Below are 19975 nucleotides of genomic sequence, written 5' to 3' on the forward strand. Positions count from 1 at the left end.
ATATATATATGTTCTAAAAAAATTTGTTCATTAAGATTTAATTTCTATATTAGAGTGATTGGATAAGACAACCAACTAAATTATGAACTTTCTTAATTAGAACTTATATATGTAAAATAAAAGAAGAAAAGTTGTAAAAAAGTTATTAATCATCCAGTGTAATAGATAAAGTAATTGCTTGATATAGTCAATAATATTATAATCATCTATGTGCAAAGGATTTATTTACTAAAAATTTAAATGATTTAAAATTTGAACGAAAGTGAATGAAGTTGAAATAATTGCAAAAAATAAATTATGAGATTGTGTAAAGTAAGCCAGAAAAAATATAAATAAAAAATTCTCTACACTATCAAGTTGAAAGGAGAAAATTATGAAAAAGCCTATAAAGAGAGTTGCAGCTATACACGATTTGTGTGGAGTTGGAAAAGCTGCGTTAACAAATGTGATTCCTGTCTTATCAACCATGGGAATAGAAGTTTGTCCTATACCAACAACAATTTTATCAACACATACAGGAGGATTTAACACACCAAGTATAGTTAAATTGGAAGGGTACATAAGTAAAGCAATTAAACATTACATAGAGATAGAAATAGATTTTGAGGGAATATTTGTAGGGTATTTAGGTAGTAATGCTAATATAGATGATACGCTAACTTTATTAAAATCAATAAAAGAGGATTCATCACTAATTGTGCTTGATCCTATTTTTGGTGATCATGGGAAGTATTATAGTAACTTTGATAAAAGTTACTCTGATAATTTGAAAAAATTAGCAATATATTCCAATATAATGACACCTAATTTTACAGAAGCTTGTATTTTAGCAGAAGAGAAAATTGCGAGTGAAATCAATGAAGAAGAATTATTAATGATTTCTAGAAAGCTGCATAAATTAGGCTGTGAAAGTATTATTATTACAAGTGTTCCTCTTTATGACAAAAATAAAATCGCAACTGCTATATATGAAGGGAAAAGAGATTCTATTGAACTTATAAGTTGCGATAGACTTGAAAAGTCTTATCCTGGAACCGGAGATATATTTACTTCTGTATTAATTGGAATGATGCTAAATGGAAATTCATTAAGTGAAAGCACAAAAAAATCATGTGCATTTATAGAAAAATGTATATTAGAAAGCAGTCAATATGACTATCCAGTTAAGGAAGGAATTCTTTTAGAAAAAGCATTAAAATATTTAAACAACTAAAAACAATCAAATAAAATAAAAAAACGAGCACAAAAAGTCAGTAAAGATGAGATAAATAAAAAAAGATGAAAAATAATAAATTATTTTGAAAGAAAATGATTGATTTTTAAAGAAATATAAGTTATTATAATATCATAGGAGGGATGATAATGTTTACAGAAGAAAGATTTAATATCATTCTTCAAGAATTGAAGAAAAAAGGAATAGTATCAGTTACTGATCTAGTTAAATTGTTAGATGCTTCAGAATCAACAATTAGAAGAGATTTAAATGCACTGGATAAAGATGGTCTTTTGAAGAAAATCCATGGTGGTGCAATTTCAATTGATGAAAGTTCATCTAAACATGATTATAAGGTTAATGTTAGACAATCTTTAAATGTAGATGAAAAATTTGTGACAGCTAAGCATGCAGCTTTATTAATTGAAGATGGAGATGTAATCTATATAGATGCAGGAACAACTACTGAACTTTTAATAGAGTTTATAAAAGCAGAAGATATAATTGTTGTAACCAATGGAATAGTTCATGCTAAAAAACTTTTAGAGAAAGGTTTTAGAACTTTTATATTAGGTGGAGAAGTTAAAGCATCTACAGAAGCAATTGTTGGAAGTAATACAGTTGAAGAACTTAAAAAATATAATTTTTCAAAAGGCTTTTTTGGTGCTAATGGAGTAACTAATAAAAATGGCTATACAACTCCAGATGTAAATGAAGCTATGGTTAAAGCTCAAGCAATGAAAATGTGTAAACAATCCTTTGTTTTAGTTGATACATCAAAATTAGAAAAGGTGAGTTTTGCAACGTTTGGAGCAATAACAGATTCAACACTAATAACAACTAAAATAAATGATAATAATATTAGTTATGATACTAATGTAATAGAGGTGATAAAAAATGATTAACACAATAACACTTAATCCGTCATTAGACTATATTGTTAAGGTTGATTCTTTTAAAGTTGATTTCTTAAATAGAATTGAAGAAGAAAGAATTTGTGCAGGTGGGAAAGGCATAAATGTATCAATAGTTCTTAAAAACTTAGGAGTAGAAAATACAGCACTTGGATATGTTGCAGGTTTTACAGGTGATGAAATATTAAGACAAATTGAAAGTTATGGAGTAAATTGTGATTTTGTAAAATTAAAAAAAGGTTTTTCAAGAATTAATGTAAAGCTTAAAAGTGATGGCGAAACAGAAATAAATGGAGCAGGTCCCGAAATTACAGAAGAAGATTTAAAAATACTATATGATAAATTATCTTATTTAACTAAAGATGATTACTTAATATTATCAGGGAGTATACCTGGAAGCGTACCAGATAATATTTATGAAAATATTATGAATAGTTTATTGGATACTGGTGTAGAATTCATAGTTGATGCAACTAGAGATTTATTACTTAAAGTGTTGAAATATAAACCATTCTTAATAAAACCAAATCATCATGAACTTGCAGAAATGTTCAATGTTGAATTAAAAAATGATGAAGACATAATTGAATATGGTAAAAAACTTCAAGAAATGGGAGCGAAAAATGTTCTTATTTCAATGGCAGGAGATGGAGCCATCCTTTTGCCTGAAAATGGTGAAGCTATAAAAAGAGAAGTTCCCAAAGGAGTTCTTAAAAATTCAGTTGGAGCAGGAGATTCAATGGTAGCAGGCTTCTTATGTGGATATCTTAAAAATAAAGATATAGATGAAGCCTTCAAGATGGGAATTGCAACTGGCAGTGCAAGTGCATTTTCAGAAGATCTTGCAACAGAAGAAGAAGTGTACAATTTATTAAAAAAAATATAAATTATTTATTCATATTTTATATTTAAAAGATTTATTAAATAATCAATTAATGAAATTATAATTAAATTATCTTTTCATTTAATTTATAAAAGGACTATATTTTTTATTTATAGGGAGGGATACAAAATGAAAATTGTAGATTTATTACAAAAAGAAGGTATTAATTTAAATTTTAATCCTAATTCAAAAGAACAATGTATTAATGAATTAGTTGACTTAATGGATAAGACAGGAAACTTAAACAATAAAGAAGAATATAAAAAGGCAATATTAGATAGAGAAGCCTTAAGTACAACTGGTATTGGTGATGGAATAGCCATTCCTCATGGAAAGACTAGTGCAGTGAAAAAAGCAGGACTTGCAGCTGCAATAAGTAAAAATGGTGTTGATTATGATTCATTAGACGGTGCACCAGCAAAACTTTTCTTTATGATTGCAGTACCAAATAACAATGACAATTTGCATCTTGAAGTTTTAGCAAGACTATCTACTATATTAATGGATGAAAGTTTCAGAACAAATTTAATCAACTGTACTGATAAGGATGAATTCTTAAGATTAATAGATAAAAAGGAAATCGAAAAATTCCCAGAAGAAGATGTAAAGGAGGAAGTTAAAATGAATCAGAGTGGCTTTAGAATATTAGCAGTTACTGCTTGTCCAACTGGAATAGCTCATACTTACATGGCAGCTGAAAGCCTTGAAAGTAAAGGTAAAGAAATGGGCGTGTCAATAAAAGTTGAAACAAATGGTTCTGGAGGAGCTAAAAACATTTTAACTAAAGACGAAATTGCAAATGCTGATTGTATTATTATAGCAGCTGATAAAAATGTTGAAATGGCTAGATTTAATGGCAAGAAAGTTATTAAAACTACAGTTGCAAATGGAATTCATAAAGCTGGAGATTTAATAAATCAAGCTATTAGTGGAAATGCATCTGTTTATAATCATACTGGAAAAGCTGATGAAGGAAGTTCAAGTATGGAAAATGAATCTGTAGGACGTCAAATTTATAAACATCTTATGAATGGTGTATCTCATATGTTACCATTTGTTATAGGTGGTGGTATTCTTATAGCTTTAGCATTCCTTTTTGATACATTTAATCCTGCAAATCCAGGTGGATTTGGTTCAGGTACACCACTCGCAGCAGTATTAATGAAAATTGGTGGTACTGCATTTGGATTTATGTTACCAGTTCTTGCTGGATTTATTGCAATGAGTATTGCAGATAGACCAGCTCTTGCTGTAGGTTTTGTTGGGGGGATGTTAGCTAATACAGGTACTACTTTTGCTAATGCATTTGATGGAAAGCTTCCAGCAGTTAGCTCAGGTTTCTTAGGTGCATTACTTGCAGGTTTCGCAGCAGGGTATATAGTTCTTGGTCTTAAGAAATTATTTGCAGGTTTACCAAACAGTTTAGAAGGAATAAAACCAGTATTACTATATCCTTTACTTGGAGTTTTGTTAATCGGCATTTTAATGTTAGCAATAAATCCATTTATGGGTGTAATAAATACAGCTATCAGTGGTGCACTTAATTCAATGGGTGGAACAAGTAAAATTCTTTTAGGTATTGTTTTAGGTGGTATGATGTCAGTTGACATGGGTGGTCCAGTTAACAAAGCAGCTTACCTATTTGGTACAGCATCACTTGCTAGTGGAAACTTTGAAATAATGGCAGCCGTTATGGCTGGTGGTATGGTTCCACCACTTGTAATCGCATTATGTACTACATTCTTTAAAAATAGATTTACAGCTAGAGATAGACAATCTGGTCTTGTAAACTATATAATGGGACTTTCATTTATATCAGAAGGCGCAATACCATTTGCAGCAGCAGATCCAATAAGAGTATTACCATCTTGTATAATTGGGTCAGCAGTTGCTGGAGGACTTTCAATGGCATTTGGATGTGCTTTAAGAGCACCTCATGGTGGAGTATTTGTTATAGCGATAGTAAGTAATCCATTTGCATATATTGGAGCTATACTTGTAGGATCTGTAGTAGGTGCCATAATATTAGGAATGTTAAAGAAACCAGTTGAAGAATAATATTCTTGAATAAATAAACAGATAGCCATCTATAAATGATATATGATCATTTATAGATGGCTATTTAAATAATAATGACCATGGAAGTAAAATATAAAATTGAACAAAATCAGCAAATTTTAATATTAATTATTCATTGGTCACAACGTAACGATAAAGGTATCAATATTATATTGAAATTGTATTAAAAAATTTCATAGACCTACTTGGGGGAGAGGAAAATTATGAAACGCATAGATAAAATTTATAATTATATATTAAATAGCTCTAAAAAATTTAATAAGGATAAATTATTAGAAATCAAAGGATTTCATGCTCAAGAAATTGAGGAGGCCCTTGATATATTAAAAAGTAATGTATGTAGAGAACTTAATGTACTTTGTAGAAATAAAAAGATAATTAAAATTAAAAATAGACCTGTTCTTTATTTTGACAGAGAATGTTTTGAAAATATCTTAGGGGTAAAACTACCACAGGATTTAGAGCAAATAACTAATATTAATGAATTTACTAATAATGGAACAAGAAAATTCACCATTTGATTATTTAATTGGTGCAACCACAAGTTTAAAAAATCAAATTGAACAAGCTAAGGCAGCAATATTATATCCGTCGAGTGGTCTTCATACCTTAATAATAGGAAGCACAGGAGTTGGGAAGAGTTTGTTTGCAAATATAATGTATCAATATTCTAAATATATAAAAAAGCTGCCAGAAAATGCTCCATTTATTATATTTAATTGTGCTGATTATTGTAATAACCCTCAATTACTTCTCTCACATATTTTTGGGCATATAAAAGGCGCGTTTACAGGTGCTGAAAAGGAAAAGGAAGGTATTGTGGAAAAGGCTGATGGAGGGATATTATTTTTGGATGAAATTCATAGACTGCCGCCAGAGGGGCAAGAGATGATTTTTTATTTTATGGATACTGGTACATATAATAAGCTTGGAGAAACAGACAGGAAGCGTAAAGCTAATGTGTTATTAATAGGAGCTACTACTGAAGATCCTAATTCCACTTTATTAAATACCTTTATTAGAAGAATTCCAATAACAATAGCAATTCCAAACTTTGAAGAAAGAACTATTGAAGATAAGTTTGAATTGATACATTACTTGCTCTCAAAAGAAGCACAAAGAGTGAATAAAACAATAAAAGTTTCATCTGAAGCTATTAAAGCTTTTGTAGGAAGTACTTCTTATAGTAATGTTGGACAATTAAAATCTAATATTCAATTAGCATGTGCAAAAGGTTTTTTAAATTGTATAAATACAGATGAATGTATTTATATAAATTTAAAACTATTGCCTCCGAATATAAAAAATGGAATTTTTAATTTTGTGAATAAAGGAAGCGATAATACTACCATATGGAATATAATTCCTAACACAATTATAATTCAACCAGATGGAGAGAAAAGGTTTTTGGAAACTGATGCTTATGAACCACCTTTTAATATTTATAATATAATTGAAGATAAGGCATCTTTACTTAAAGATGAAGGTATGAAAGAGGAAGATATTAAATGTTTTATAGCTACAGATATTAATATACATTTAAAGAAATTTTATGATAGATTCAAAAATGATATGTATAGCAGAGAAGGACTATTAAAGATTGTTGATAAGGAACTTGTTGATTTTGCAGAAGAAATAAAAATTTTAGCTGAAAATAGATTAGATAGAAAATTAAATGAAAGATTTATTTATGCTACTAGCCTACACTTTAGTGCATTATTTAATAGAATCAAGAAAAACACCGTCTCATTTTCAGCTAATATTAATTTGCAACCTTCAATTAACAGTAAAGAATATGAGGTTGCTAAAGAAATTCATATTCTTATAGAAGATAGATATAAATTAACTATTCCTCAAGTGGAAATTGAATATTTATCATTACTTTTAACTTCAATTCAAGAATCATTACATCAAGAAAGAGTTGGAATTGTAGTAGCAGCACATGGAACAGTACTGCTACAAGTATGGTTGCAGTTGCTAAAAAACTTTTTGATGCAGATAATATTACTGCAGTTGATATGCCTCTTGAAAGAACACCTTCGGATATTTTAGAAAATGTAGTTGAGAAGGTTCAACAGGTTAATGAAGGAAAAGGAGTATTAATTTTAGTAGATATGGGATCCTTAAACAGTTTAGGAGAAGTTATTACAGAGAGAACAAAAATTGATACCAAAAGTATTGATATGGTATCAACACCACTAGTGTTAGAAGCAGTTCGAAAATGTTCACTTTGTGATAATGATTTAAATTCAGTGTACACATATTTATGTACTGATTTTAGAGGATATACAAATAATATTGCTGCAGATAGTTCATTAGAAAATAATAATAAAAATGTTATAATTACAATTTGCTCTACTGGTAGAGGGGCTGCAATAAAACTTAAAGAATTAGTTGAAGCAGCATCAAAAAATATCACAGGAAGTAATAATATTGATGTTATTCCAAGTGGAGTAAAAGAATTAAAGGAAGTAATAGATGAGGTTTCTGAAAAAAGCAACATTATTTCTCTTGTTGGAATTTCAAATCCTAATATGGGAATTCCTTTTGTATCAATTGAAGAATTAATAGATGGCGCTGGTGGAGAAATTTTGAAAAATATTATTAAAGGTAAAGCTATTAGGTTACAAATAAAAATGAAAAGCAGGTTATATTAAAAAACCTTTGTAAACAAACCTTAATAGAATTTATTACTTACCTTAATCCAGAAAAAATATATTCTTTATTAGAGGACTTTGTAATTTTCACTTGAAAATTCCTTAAATATAAATTATCCCAATCCTGCAAAATTAAGAATTATGATTCATCTTGCATGTGCATTAGAAAGAATGCTTTTAAATAATGAATTAACATATGATTCTTCAATATCAAAATTTGATAAAAAAATTTTAAATGCATTAATGGAAACTAAACCTATATTTGAATCAACATTATCAATAACATTAACATATGATAAAATTTATCATATGGTTAATATTGTTAGTGAATATTAAAAATTGACATTGTTTAATATAAAGGACTATTTTAAAAATTGGATATTTATAAATTTTAATTGAAAAAACATATATATAATAGATTTATTAAAAATGTACTTTATAAGATAGACTTTTCATAATGTTTATCTTATAAGGTACATTTTATATTTATATATATTTTTTGTTTTTGGACATAACTTTATAAATATTGAAATATTATTTTTTAATGTATGCTAGGGATTTGACATTAAAGTATAACTTTGAATGGGAAATATGACATTGTTTGAAAAATATAATAAAGAAGTATGTTAGAAGAAGGTTAAAAGAATGTCAATATATTTTTAGTATGTTAAAACATTCTGTAAATGTTGGTGGTATGTGTTACAAAGCAAATCACAAATGCATTATGTGTAAGTCAAGCTGATATTGAAGCTTTTAAAAAGCTTCATGAAAAAGGAATTGAATTAGAAATAAGAAAATTATCAAAAGATAATAAGATTAATATGATGGATAAATTAAAGGAATTGAAACTTATATAGATATAAAATTTAATTTTTATATAATCAAAAAGAGAAAGAGAGGCATTAATAAATGAGTACTTTACAATTAATTTTATTAGTAATAGTTGCGGCAATTGCTGGTATGGGTAGTGTTCTTGATGAAGCACAATTTCATAGACCATTAGTTGCATGTACATTAGTTGGACTTGTATTAGGAGATATTCAAACAGGAATTATATTAGGTGGAACACTTGAAATGCTAGCATTAGGGTGGATGAACGTTGGTGCAGCAATGGCACCAGATGTAGCTCTTGCAAGTGTAATTTCAGCAATACTTGTGATTGTTGGTCATCAATCAATTGGCGCAGGTATAGCAGTAGCAATTCCAATTGCTGCCGCAGGGCAAGTACTTACTATATTTGTAAGAACAATAACAGTATTCTTTCAGCATTTAGCTGATAAATATGCAGGAACTGGTAATACTAGAGGAATAGAAATGTGTCACTTTTTAGGATTATCACTTCAAGGAATCCGGGTAGCTGTTCCAGCTGCAATAGTAGGGATACTTGCAGGAACAGACGCTGTAAATGCAGCGCTTGCAGCTATTCCACCAGTAATTACAAGAGGACTTCAAGTATCAGATGGATTTATAGTAGTTGTAGGATATGCAATGGTAATTAACATGATGAATATTAAGTCATTAATGCCATTTTTCTTTATGGGATTCTTAATCGCAGCATTTACTGGTGTAAATTTGATTGGTTTTGGAGCAATAGGTCTTATTTGTGCAATCTTCCATATTCAATCAATAGCTAAAGAAGGTAAAGTTTCAGTAGCTGGTGGGTTTGACGATATTGATGATTCAGAATTAATGTAAATTACAAAAGGAGTATATGATAATGAGTGATAAGAAATTAAATAGAAGTGATATAGTTAGCATGTTTATTCGTTCAAATTTCCTATTAGGATCATTTAACTTTGAACGAATGCAAGCAATAGGATTTTGTGTAACTTTAATACCTGCCTTAAAGAAATTATATAAAGGTGATGAATTAAGTCAAGCACTTAAAAGAAATTTAGAATTTTTTAATACACAACCATTTATGGCCACTCCAATTATGGGAATAACAGCAGCAATGGAAGAGCAAAAGGCAAATGGAGCTGATATTGACGAAGCATCAATCAGTGGTGTTAAAATTGGACTGATGGGACCTCTTGCTGGAGTCGGAGATCCAATATTCTGGGGAACTTTAAGACCTGTACTTGCAGCGTTAGGTGCCGGACTTGCGCTTACTGGAAGCATTATTGGACCATTAATTTTCTTCTTAGGATTTAATGTAATAAGACTTGCAACAAACTGGTATGGAATGTTTTATGGATATGAAAAAGGAACTCAACTAGTTTCTGATATGTCAGGAAATAAACTTAGATATCTTACAGAAGGATCTTCAGTACTTGGATTACTTGTTATAGGTGGTCTTGTTTCAAAATGGACAAGTATTAACATACCATTTGTTCTTTCTAAATACACATAATCTGATGGAAAAGAAGTTGTTACAAATGTTCAAAGTGTATTAGACAGCTTAATGCCAGGGTTAGTCCCACTTTTGTTAACATTTTTATGTATGTACTTATTAAAGAAAAAAGTAAATCCATTATTAATAATATTTGGATTATTTGCAGTAGGTATATTAGGAGTTGCATGTGGAATATTACAATAAGTAGATAAGTGAAATAAGTTAGAATCCAAATCTTGTATTTGGGTTATCGAACTTAGCTGATGACGTCAGGAATCAGCTTCTTTAGAAAGATTTAGCTTCTCAAGCTTCGTTAATTTGTGAATATGAATTAGCTTCATTAAAAAAGATTTGGTGAGAATCATATGCTCAGGCTATTGAAAAGATTCAAATCTCCTTGATTTAAAATATATATTATATTTTAAATTGAATTAAGCTAGTGTTAAGGAAACTTAGTTATAATAAAAGCTGCTAAGAGTTTTTTCATTAAAATAAGGGTAGTAGACAAGAGAAAAATTTTGTTTGCTGCCTTTATTATTTGTATAAAATAATGAATGATTTTTAAGGTTTTCTTAAGTTTTTATGTAGGTAAATTTAATAATTTAGTTGTATTATAATTATAAATATATTTTATAACTTATGTAAAAATAGTTGTAACAAGTGGAGAGAAATATAATAACTTGCTTAATAAAAATTAAAAGGATGCGATAGAATTGGGAAATATAATTAAGATTAATATGTATGTAGAAATGAAAAGAAAAAAGGAAAATAAATTAAAGTTAAAAACCATAGAAGAAGCTATTTTAGAATATAATAATTGGATAAAAACTACTAGTAGAGAGGACAAAATAGAGAATTATGAGAGATTTTTACAAGCTCAATAATTATTTTTAGAAGTAAATTAGACCTTAAAATCTAATTTACCTCATTTTGTTATTTAGAGTAATCTAAAAAGTTGTAAATCAGAAAAGTCGATTGATTTCATGTTAGAATATATGAAATTAAAAATTTGACTATAATCAATTCTAAGGCATTTTATCTCAATACCTCATCAATTACACTATCAATTTTGTTCAATGATTTCTGAATTGCATCGATTCTCTCTTTCTCAGTAGAGCCAGTTCCATCTACCAATAATTCTTCAAATCTTTTTATTCCAATAAATTTCATGATATCATGTACGTAATTTAAGCCTTTATTCATTACTATTCTTAAAAACCATGGAATAGAACCTCCAGATGATTGAATGTATATCATACTTCTTTCTTTATCAGTTAATAATCCTTCAACTTGATTGTTTTCTATATGTATAGTTTTTCCTTCCATTACAACGCAATCTATATATTCTTTTAAGGGAGAAGGAAAAGAAAGGCTCCACATGGGAGCTGTAATTACATATAAATCTGCTTCTTTAAATTGATCTGCTAATTTAACCATTTTGTGTACTTCTTCTTTTTCTTTTTCACTTAGTTTATTAAAGTCCCCTTCATTTATCATACAATTTCTTTTCTCAAAGTATTGATATTCAAGTCTTGGTATATGACATTTATACAAATCTAATTCATCAAGTTCAAAATGGGAATATTTCTCTAAAATTTTATTTACAAGTATTCTTCCAACTGTTTTACTGGCTGATAATTTTTCGGGTTTTGAGTTTACCGTTATATAAAGTAATTTTTTCATAATATGCACCTCTTAAGTTCAAATTTCTATGTTTAGTATTAACTTATTAATAAATAATATTACTATAGAGTAAAATAATATGAAAAACAAAATAAAGAGTTTAGTAAAGAAAAAAATTTATATTGTATAAATTTTTCTTTCTGTATACATAATTATAAGATAAGAGAATCCTTTCATCTAAGATTAGAGCAAAAGATTCCCTTTATAATTAAATTTTATTTACTAATATTATAGTGTTGAAAAGTAAGGCTTCCAATCATTGCATATTTTTTCATTTCTAATAGAATAAGTTATATTACTATAATCATCAGAAGATAAATTCAACAGGTTAAGTTTATAGCTAAAGGACTTAGAAAAATTATTAAGTGCTTCTGGTATTAAAGATATATATGAGTTAAAAAGTTCAAGTGAATTAGAATATTTTTCGTAACTTCGACTAGAGCTAAATATCTTATCTGCATCGATACTAGCTTCATGTGCTAATTTATTTATTTCATTTTTGAGAGATTCATTATAAGTATTTGGATAGGTTACTTCTAAAGTGATTTTATGGCAAATATTTCTTAGCTTAACGCATGGAATATCACTTTTTATATTCACATCATCTATATACCCTATAGTGTGAGTAATAAAATCTTCTTTGACTTCTGGAACATCTATAGAAGACAAAGTTTGAGTATAAACATCTTTTGTTTCATTTAATAAATAATCTTTTTTATTCTCTATTAAGGGTACATTGTCTTCTCTAAAACAAGTACAATTATTACAATTTTCATTAAATTCTGACCTATAACATACAAAAGAATCAATTCGTCTTAAATCTATTCCAAAGTAAATCCAGTTTCGGCCAGTCCATCTAAAACCAGATACAGAACGACGGTCAACATTTAATAAAAATGCCCAATAATTTCGACCATTTCGTTCCCAAATATAAGTGAATTTATAAAGACAAAATCTAATTGAGTTTGAACTAACAGCTTTAGTTTCTATACCACCTCCACCTGAATTAAATTTTTGAACTCCAGCAGCATTTTTGCTAGGCGTATAGTTTGGAGGAGGTGATTTGGGCATTCCAGGAGGATTAAAGACTCCGCCTGGAAAATTAAAGCCAGGTTGAGAATCAAAGTCTGGAGGAAAGTTATTGCTTCCTGGTCCTTGAAAAAAAGGAGGTCTTTGTCTTTCGTAAGATTCATATGGTATAGATGAAAATTCATAATTTTGAAATTTAATATCATCTTCATAATTATTAAAATCTATCATTTATACTTGCTCCTAATTAATTATTTCTAAAATATTATATTCATTGTAGATAAATTTGTTAAACTTGAGTTTAAATATAATATAATTAAAAGATAATGAATTATGGGTAATTATGTATGAAAAGATTGAAATTTAAAATTGATAGTGCTATGATAATATTATAAGAACTTGTATCAATATGAACTTGTGGATGAATATTGATAATATAATAGGCTATTTACTATACTTAGATAACATTAGTTCCACTTAGTATATTATATATTGTTTTTATTTGTAGGAATTAGCAATATCCACTCGATTTTGGACTTATAGTTGCATGGTTAAAAAAGGGAGGAAAAGAACAATGGGAGATGCAAAAAAAAATATATTAGTTACGGATGATTCTGCAAGTATTAGAAGTTTTATAAGAGGACTTTTGGAAGAAGCTAATTATAATGTAGTTGAAGCAAGCGATGGTAATGAAGGAATCCAGGTATATAAAAAAGCAGGAAATATTGATTTAATAATTACTGATATATATATGCCCCAAAAAAGTGGATTAGAGCTTGTAGTTGAATTAAAAGAAGATGATAAAAATTTAAAAATAATTGTTCTTTCAGATGGTGGTAAGAATAATTTTTCTAATGAATTAGGTGTTGTTGAAGCTCTTGGTGCAACTCATTTTATGAAAAAGGATTTAATAAAGGAGCAATTAATTGATTTGGTAAATAAGGTATTAGCAGAAGAGTAGGATATCTAAAGTTTTAATATTGAAATTATTATCAACGTTTAATATTTGAATTAGTAAACCAGTACATATAGATTATTATCTATATGTACTGGTTTTTAACGTTTAATTTATTATAAAATAGCAATGTTTAAAGGCTATACAGCATAATTTAAGTAGAAATAATTCAAATATAAAAAACAACATAATATTTTATTTGATTTTTTATTAAAATATTGTGCTAAAATTTATTTTTAGACAGTTTTTTAAAATTAAAATCTTGGAATATCTAAAATAGCACCTTTATTGCCAGAAGTTACCAAAGCAGCGTACCTTGCTAAATAGCCTGTTGTAATTTTTGGTTGTCTTGGCTTCCAATTTGCTCTTCTTATTTCTAAATCCTCATCACTAACTACAAAGTTTATTGTATTAGCATTAATATCAATTTGAATAATATCTCCATTTTCAACTAATGCAATGTTACCACCAACTGCTGCTTCAGGAGAAACGTGTCCAATTGAAGCACCTCTGCTTGCACCACTGAAACGTCCATCTGTTATAAGGGCAACAGTACTTCCAAGTCCTCTTCCCATAATTGCTGATGTTGGATTAAGCATTTCTCTCATACCAGGACCGCCTTTGGGACCCTCATATCTTATAACAACAACATCTCCGTCAATAATTTTCCCAGAGTTTATAGCATCTAGCGCATCTTCTTCACAGTCAAATACCTTTGCAGGACCTTCATGCTTTAGCATTTCTGGTACAACAGCAGAACGTTTTACAACACAAGAATCAGGTGCAAGATTACCTTTAAGAACAGATATTCCTCCAGTTTGGCTATATGGATTTTCAACAGGTCTTATAACTTCTGGATTTTTATTTATGCAGCCTTCAATATTTTCTGCAACAGTTTTTCCAGTGCCTGTGATTAAATCAGTATTTAATAAGCCTAATTTATTTATTTCATTCATAACAGCGTAAATACCACCAGCTTCATTTAAATCTTCAATATAAGTATGTCCTGCAGGAGCAAGGTGGCAAAGATTTGGTGTTTTAGCACTGATTTCATTTGCAATATCAACATTTAAATCAAATCCAACTTCATGTGCAATTGCAGGTAAATGTAACATACTATTTGTACTGCACCCAAGAGCCATATCCATAGTTAATGCATTCATAAATGCCGCTTCTGTCATAATATCTCTTGGTCTTATGTTCTTTTTAAGTAATTCCATAATTTTCATACCAGCATGTTTAGCAAGCTTGATTCTTTCTGAGTAAACTGCTGGAATTGTTCCATTTCCTTTAAGTCCCATACCAAGAACTTCTGTTAAACAGTTCATACTATTTGCGGTATACATTCCAGAACAAGAACCACAAGTAGGACATACGTTGTTTTCATATTCATCTAACTTTTCAGCAGTAATTTTTCTGGCATTGTAAGCACCAACAGCTTCAAACATACTCGAAAGGCTTGTCTTACATCCATCAACTTTTCCTGCAAGCATTGGTCCACCACTTATTAAAATAGTAGGAATATTAACTCTTGCGGCAGCCATTAAAAGACCTGGAACATTTTTATCACAGTTAGGAACCATTACTAATGCATCAAAAGCATGAGCCATTGCCATAGCTTCTGTAGAATCGGCAATTAAATCTCTTGTAACTAATGAATATTTCATTCCTTCATGTCCCATTGCAATTCCATCGCATACTGCAATTGCAGGGAATACTATAGGAGTACCGCCAGCCATTGATACACCAATTTTAACAGCTTCAACTATTTTATCTAAATTCATATGACCTGGTACAATATCATTTTGAGAACTAACAATACCAATAAGAGGTCTTTCAATTTCTTCTTTTGTTAAACCTAATGCGCTAAGTAATGAACGTTGAGGTGCACTTTTAGATCCTTTTGTTATTACATCACTTCTCATATATATAACCACCTTTATTTCATAATTATCACGTTGTATAATTTTATTATACGTTGTATGATGTCTGTTGTCAATTGTGAATAATACTTGAATTGTATGATTATTAAGTTATTCATTATAAGTAAATCAATATATATTATAAAAAAGTGGCTGTGCCACACTATAATTATTAGTTAAATATGAACGATAAAGAATTAAGAATCGCGGATGAAATTACTTCGTAATTTATTAAAATGTTCTTGGTTGTGCTTAATACTTTTTTAATCAACCTTTGAATCTAAATAAATTCTATCCTTTCTTAGACCTCAAGTAAGAGCAATAAATTAATCATTATATATATCTAATCCTCTCATAGCATGTAAAATATGAATCTTCATAGCAGTTTTTGCACCTTCTGCATCTCGATTAGATAAAAAATCCATTATCATCCGATGATCATTTAAAGTATCTTGTATTATATGTTCATTTTCATCGGATAAAATAACTCCTTTATCAATGGCTTTATAAAGTATGGGCATTAATTTATTCATAAATTCATTGTGAGTAGCTTTTGCTATAGATTTATGGAAAGCTTGCTCAACTTCAGTTCTATCTTCATTATTTAAGATTTTTTCCTCTTCTAATCTTCCATAATAAAGTATTCTTTCAAGTTCTTTATCAGTGGCACGTTTTGCTGCATAATAGGCAGTTTGAGGTTCAAAAATTAATCTCATTTCATATAAATCTCTTGCATTAAGTTTTGTTGTAGATAATTCTTCTAATTTTAAATTTTCATTAAAATTGTGAATAGCTTTTATGTAAGTTCCTTTACCTCTTTTAATTTCAAGAATATTGTGAGCAATTAAAATACGAATGGCTTCTCGAAGTGTAGTTCTGCTAATTTTAAGCTCTGAAGATAGTTCATTTTCATTTGGAAGTTTGTCTCCAATTACAAATCTTTTGTCTATAGTAATCATTGCAAAAATATCATCTGCAACTCTTTCAGATAAGCTTTTTTCTTTCTTTTGCATAAAATAGCCTCCTTATTAAGTTATGTAATTATAATATAATAAAAAAAATCAGCTTTCAAGAGTGATGTCTGATGTCTCTCTATATATAATTTAAAATAATGTAGTTGATGCAATTTCATTATGGAAAGTATTCTATTGAAACAGCAGATATGATTTTGACTCTTTCTAATTTTTATCTGGATAAAGATTTATTTAAATGAGATGTAGAAACAATGACTTCAAAAATTTCAGCATTTGAAGAGATTTTAATGCGTAGCTTAAGTGCTGAAATAAATACATATGAGTATAGGTATTAAATTTTATTTTTAATTAATAATATATGGTATAAATCATAGAGTATCTTATTTAAATTTAGTCTTTTAGACTCTAATATTCTAGCATTCAATTTAATTCCTCCATGTTTTAGTTATTATATATTTTTATAGTAGATAGTTTTTGTTGCTTAATAAAAATTTTAATTTTGTCTTTGGTAAGGAGAATTTATTTATAAAATTAAGAAATGAATTTTACTAATGCATATAAGTATACTATAATAATAAATTGAATTAAGATATTATTAAAAAAGTAAAAATAAAAACAACATTATTAAAAGAGCAGCAATTTTGATAATAAAGAAAATACTCAATTTATTGAGATAGGAGGATTATTTATGAAAGAAAAGTTAAGTTTTCAACAAAACTTATTAATAGGTTCCTTGCTATTTGGACTATTTTTTGGTGCAGGTAATTTAATATTCCCAGTACAAATGGGACAAGAAGCAGGAAGTAATACTTTAACAGCAACTATTGGATTTTTAATTACAGGGGTAGGACTACCTATTGTGGGGATTGTTGCATCAGCACTTTCAAAGAGTGAAAGCTTATTCGATATGGCAAGGCCAATCAGTTCACGTTATGCAAGTATATTTACTTGTTTATTATATTTAACAATAGGGCCGTTATTTGCAATTCCCCGTACAGCAACAGTTGCATTTGAAGTAGGAATTCATCCATTTATTCCGGATGAATATTTAAAGCTAGGATTGTTTGTTTTTTCAATTATATTTTTTACATTTACAATTTATTTTTCTCTAAAACCAGGGCGAATTTTAGATTGGGTGGGTAAATATCTTACGCCTATTTTTTTGGCACTTTTATCTATTTTATTAATTGTTACCTTTTTAAAGCCAATGGGGCAAGTAAATCAATATGCGGCTCAAGGGAATTATGAGATTCAACCATTATTTACTGGTTTGTTAGATGGATACAATACTATGGATGCATTAGCATCTCTAGCTTTTGCTATTATTATTATTTCTAATATACAAAAATTGGGAGTTAAAAATTCTCGTTTAATTGCAAAAGAAACATGTAAATCAGGTTTAGTTAGTGTCGCCTTTATGACTATTATTTATGGCTCATTAGCTTACATGGGAGCCACAAGTTTAGGAAGTGTAAGTCGTGCTGATAATGGTGGAAGTATTTTAGCAATGGTGAGCAATCATTATTTTGGTATGATTGGAACTGTATTATTAGCAGCTATTGTAGGAATTGCATGTTCCAAAACAGCTATTGGATTAATTACTTCATGTTCTGAAATGTTTAGTGAAATGTTTCCAAGATCAATTTCTTATAAAAAATATGCTATTATATTTACAGTTTTTTCATTTGTAATTGCTAATTTTGGATTGAGTAATATTATACAACTATCTATACCAGTACTTATGTTTTTATATCCATTAGCAATTACTTTAATTTTATTATCACTGTTAACACCAATTATTAATAAACAAAGTGATATCTATAAATGGACGACGGGATTAACAATTATTGCAGCATTTTTTGATTTATGCAAAGCATTGCCTAAACCTCTTCAAGAAAATTTTGCAGTTGCAAAGCTTATTAATTTTGCACATATATATCTACCAGGGTTTGACTATGGATTTGGATGGGTTGTGCCAGCACTTTGCGGCTTTTTAATCGGAGTCATTATTTGGCGTGTTAGTGCAAAGAAAGAATAACATAATAATTTTATACATAATTTTTTGATAATACTTGAATTGAGTAAAAACCAATATAAATTTAGTGAATAGTTATTTTAAACGCAAATTATAGATTAGCTAGGGAGTAGTGAAAACTTCTTAGCTTTATTTTTTGAGTTCTCTTTACAAATGAAAAAATAAAGCTAAGAAAATATAATACAAATTATTGACTCAAAAGTTCTAACTCTAGATTAACAGTAGCATGTAAATTGGAATAAGCGATAGTTGTTACAATTGTATTTACTGTAGCATATTCGTAATCAGCATTATAACTTTTTGAAACTATAGCTGTATTAGTCATAACTGGTATGGCTGCTTGAATAACAAATACATCTGTCATAAGTGCAGGAACATTGGCAAAATTACATAGTACTAAAATTAGAATAGGTGAAATAAGGAATCTGACTAAAATTATTGCAACAATATCCCAACTAAATTTAAATTCTTTGAAATTAACAGAATAAATTGTTATTACTATAAATAGCATAGCTAAAGGTGTAGTTAAATTACCAAAATACTTACAAGTATCTAATAAGAATTTTGGCAGATGAATATCAAGTAGTATAAGTATAACTGCAAACATAAAACTCAATAGTGGGGTGGATAAAATTCTCTTTATTGTATATATTGTAAAATTTTAAGGGGGATTAATAATAATGAAAAAACAATTTATTACAGCTATTTTAATTGGTTTAATTAGCATAAATTTAGTTGCTTGTGGAAATAGTAAATCAACAGATTCTGCAATTAAAGCAGATACAGCAAAATCAGATTCTTCAAGTAAATCGGATACAACAAAATCTGATTCAAGTTCTAAAGATGACGTTTGGACATATTTTAATGGAACTACATGGTCAGATGATTATAATGGGTTGAAATTAGAGATTGAAAAAGCTGTAACGACTGATAAAGCTCCAGCTCAAGATGGTAGTGATAAAAAAGCTTCAGCAGTAGGAGTTAAGCTTAAACTTACTAATAATACTAAAGAAAAATTCTGTACTTATCCAGATCAAGCAGTATTGGTTACTTCAACTGGAGAACAAATAGATTTACCAAGCCTGCTAGCTAGTGATAATTTAGGAGGCGAAATTGACGAAGGTGTAACTAAGGAAGGAAATATTATCTGGTATTTGAAGAAAGATGGAACAGCTAAGGATATTACTTGGATTAAGCTTTCATGGGATACTAGAAAAGGTGCAGAAGATAAGTTTGATGAACCAATTAAAAAATATGAAATAAAACTTGAACTTAAAAAATAATTAAATCCATAAT

The 19975-nt window shown here is 28.7% G+C and carries 15 protein-coding genes and 3 pseudogenes; 13 read left to right on the forward strand and 5 right to left on the reverse strand.

The window, feature by feature from the left end; translation table 11 throughout:
* Window positions 1-373: 373 nt before the first annotated feature.
* From CLPUN_RS16410 to CLPUN_RS28175, 9 genes and pseudogenes are all read left to right on the forward strand, one after another.
* The gene (locus tag CLPUN_RS16410; protein ID WP_077848329.1) at window positions 374-1213 is read left to right on the forward strand and encodes a pyridoxamine kinase; all 840 of its coding nucleotides are present in this window, start codon (window positions 374-376) and stop codon (window positions 1211-1213) included.
* A gap of 149 nt (window positions 1214-1362) precedes the next feature.
* Window positions 1363-2118 (forward strand): DeoR/GlpR family DNA-binding transcription regulator, encoded by a 756-nt coding sequence (locus CLPUN_RS16415; protein ID WP_077848330.1) that lies wholly within the window; start codon window positions 1363-1365, stop codon window positions 2116-2118.
* Window positions 2111-3013, forward strand: coding sequence for a 1-phosphofructokinase (gene pfkB, locus CLPUN_RS16420; protein WP_077848331.1), 903 nt, complete (start codon window positions 2111-2113; stop codon window positions 3011-3013). Before CLPUN_RS16415 ends, pfkB begins: the two co-directional genes overlap by 8 nt.
* A gap of 126 nt (window positions 3014-3139) precedes the next feature.
* A complete protein-coding gene (locus CLPUN_RS16425; RefSeq protein WP_077848332.1) occupies window positions 3140-5068 on the forward strand; it encodes a PTS fructose transporter subunit IIABC in 1929 nt (642 codons plus the stop codon).
* Between the two features lie 224 nt (window positions 5069-5292).
* A pseudogene (locus CLPUN_RS16430) lies at window positions 5293-8082 on the forward strand (sigma-54-dependent transcriptional regulator).
* A gap of 340 nt (window positions 8083-8422) precedes the next feature.
* Window positions 8423-8603, forward strand: a pseudogene (locus tag CLPUN_RS16435) (PTS sugar transporter subunit IIB); the annotation flags it as partial.
* A gap of 52 nt (window positions 8604-8655) precedes the next feature.
* On the forward strand, window positions 8656-9441 hold the full coding sequence (locus CLPUN_RS16440) for a PTS mannose/fructose/sorbose transporter subunit IIC (RefSeq protein ID WP_077848333.1): 786 nt from the start codon (window positions 8656-8658) through the stop codon (window positions 9439-9441).
* A 22-nt stretch (window positions 9442-9463) separates the two neighbouring features.
* Window positions 9464-10285, forward strand: a pseudogene (manZ, locus tag CLPUN_RS16445) (PTS mannose transporter subunit IID).
* 509 nt (window positions 10286-10794) lie between these two features.
* Window positions 10795-10965, forward strand: coding sequence for a hypothetical protein (locus tag CLPUN_RS28175; protein ID WP_198944359.1), 171 nt, complete (start codon window positions 10795-10797; stop codon window positions 10963-10965).
* Between the two features lie 151 nt (window positions 10966-11116).
* On the opposite strand, the gene CLPUN_RS16450 is transcribed toward CLPUN_RS28175, so the two are convergent.
* Both CLPUN_RS16450 and CLPUN_RS16455 read right to left on the reverse strand, forming a co-directional pair.
* Window positions 11117-11764 carry an FMN-dependent NADH-azoreductase gene (locus CLPUN_RS16450; RefSeq protein WP_077848334.1) on the reverse strand — a complete coding sequence of 216 codons (648 nt, stop codon included), beginning with the start codon at window positions 11762-11764 and terminating at the stop codon, window positions 11117-11119.
* A gap of 228 nt (window positions 11765-11992) precedes the next feature.
* Entirely contained in the window at window positions 11993-13024 is a 1032-nt protein-coding gene (locus CLPUN_RS16455; protein ID WP_077848335.1) for a hypothetical protein, read from the reverse strand.
* Between the two features lie 343 nt (window positions 13025-13367).
* On the opposite strand from CLPUN_RS16455, the gene CLPUN_RS16460 reads away from it, so the two are divergent.
* The gene (locus CLPUN_RS16460; protein ID WP_077848336.1) at window positions 13368-13754 is read left to right on the forward strand and encodes a response regulator; all 387 of its coding nucleotides are present in this window, start codon (window positions 13368-13370) and stop codon (window positions 13752-13754) included.
* Between the two features lie 248 nt (window positions 13755-14002).
* On the opposite strand, the gene ilvD is transcribed toward CLPUN_RS16460, so the two are convergent.
* Both ilvD and CLPUN_RS16470 read right to left on the reverse strand, forming a co-directional pair.
* Window positions 14003-15673 (reverse strand): dihydroxy-acid dehydratase, encoded by a 1671-nt coding sequence (ilvD, locus tag CLPUN_RS16465; protein ID WP_077848337.1) that lies wholly within the window; start codon window positions 15671-15673, stop codon window positions 14003-14005.
* A 323-nt stretch (window positions 15674-15996) separates the two neighbouring features.
* Window positions 15997-16683: a FadR/GntR family transcriptional regulator gene (locus CLPUN_RS16470; protein WP_077848338.1), complete on the reverse strand. Its 687-nt coding sequence runs from the start codon at window positions 16681-16683 to the stop codon at window positions 15997-15999.
* A 107-nt stretch (window positions 16684-16790) separates the two neighbouring features.
* On the opposite strand from CLPUN_RS16470, the gene CLPUN_RS29400 reads away from it, so the two are divergent.
* A complete protein-coding gene (locus CLPUN_RS29400; protein ID WP_341425625.1) occupies window positions 16791-16883 on the forward strand; it encodes a hypothetical protein in 93 nt (30 codons plus the stop codon).
* Between the two features lie 449 nt (window positions 16884-17332).
* Window positions 17333-18682 (forward strand): branched-chain amino acid transport system II carrier protein, encoded by a 1350-nt coding sequence (gene brnQ, locus CLPUN_RS16475; RefSeq protein ID WP_077848339.1) that lies wholly within the window; start codon window positions 17333-17335, stop codon window positions 18680-18682.
* Window positions 18683-18866: 184 nt separating this feature from the next.
* Here the strand turns inward: brnQ and CLPUN_RS16480 are convergent, their stop codons facing one another.
* Entirely contained in the window at window positions 18867-19286 is a 420-nt protein-coding gene (locus tag CLPUN_RS16480) for an AEC family transporter (protein WP_242954164.1), read from the reverse strand.
* A 73-nt stretch (window positions 19287-19359) separates the two neighbouring features.
* Here CLPUN_RS16480 and CLPUN_RS16485 point away from each other — a divergent pair, with 73 nt between their 5' ends.
* Window positions 19360-19962, forward strand: a complete 603-nt coding sequence (locus tag CLPUN_RS16485) for a hypothetical protein (RefSeq protein ID WP_077848340.1) — start codon at window positions 19360-19362, stop codon at window positions 19960-19962.
* Window positions 19963-19975 lie beyond the last annotated feature (13 nt).

The organism is Clostridium puniceum (assembly GCF_002006345.1).
GTDB classification, from domain to species: Bacteria; Bacillota; Clostridia; order Clostridiales; family Clostridiaceae; genus Clostridium; species Clostridium puniceum.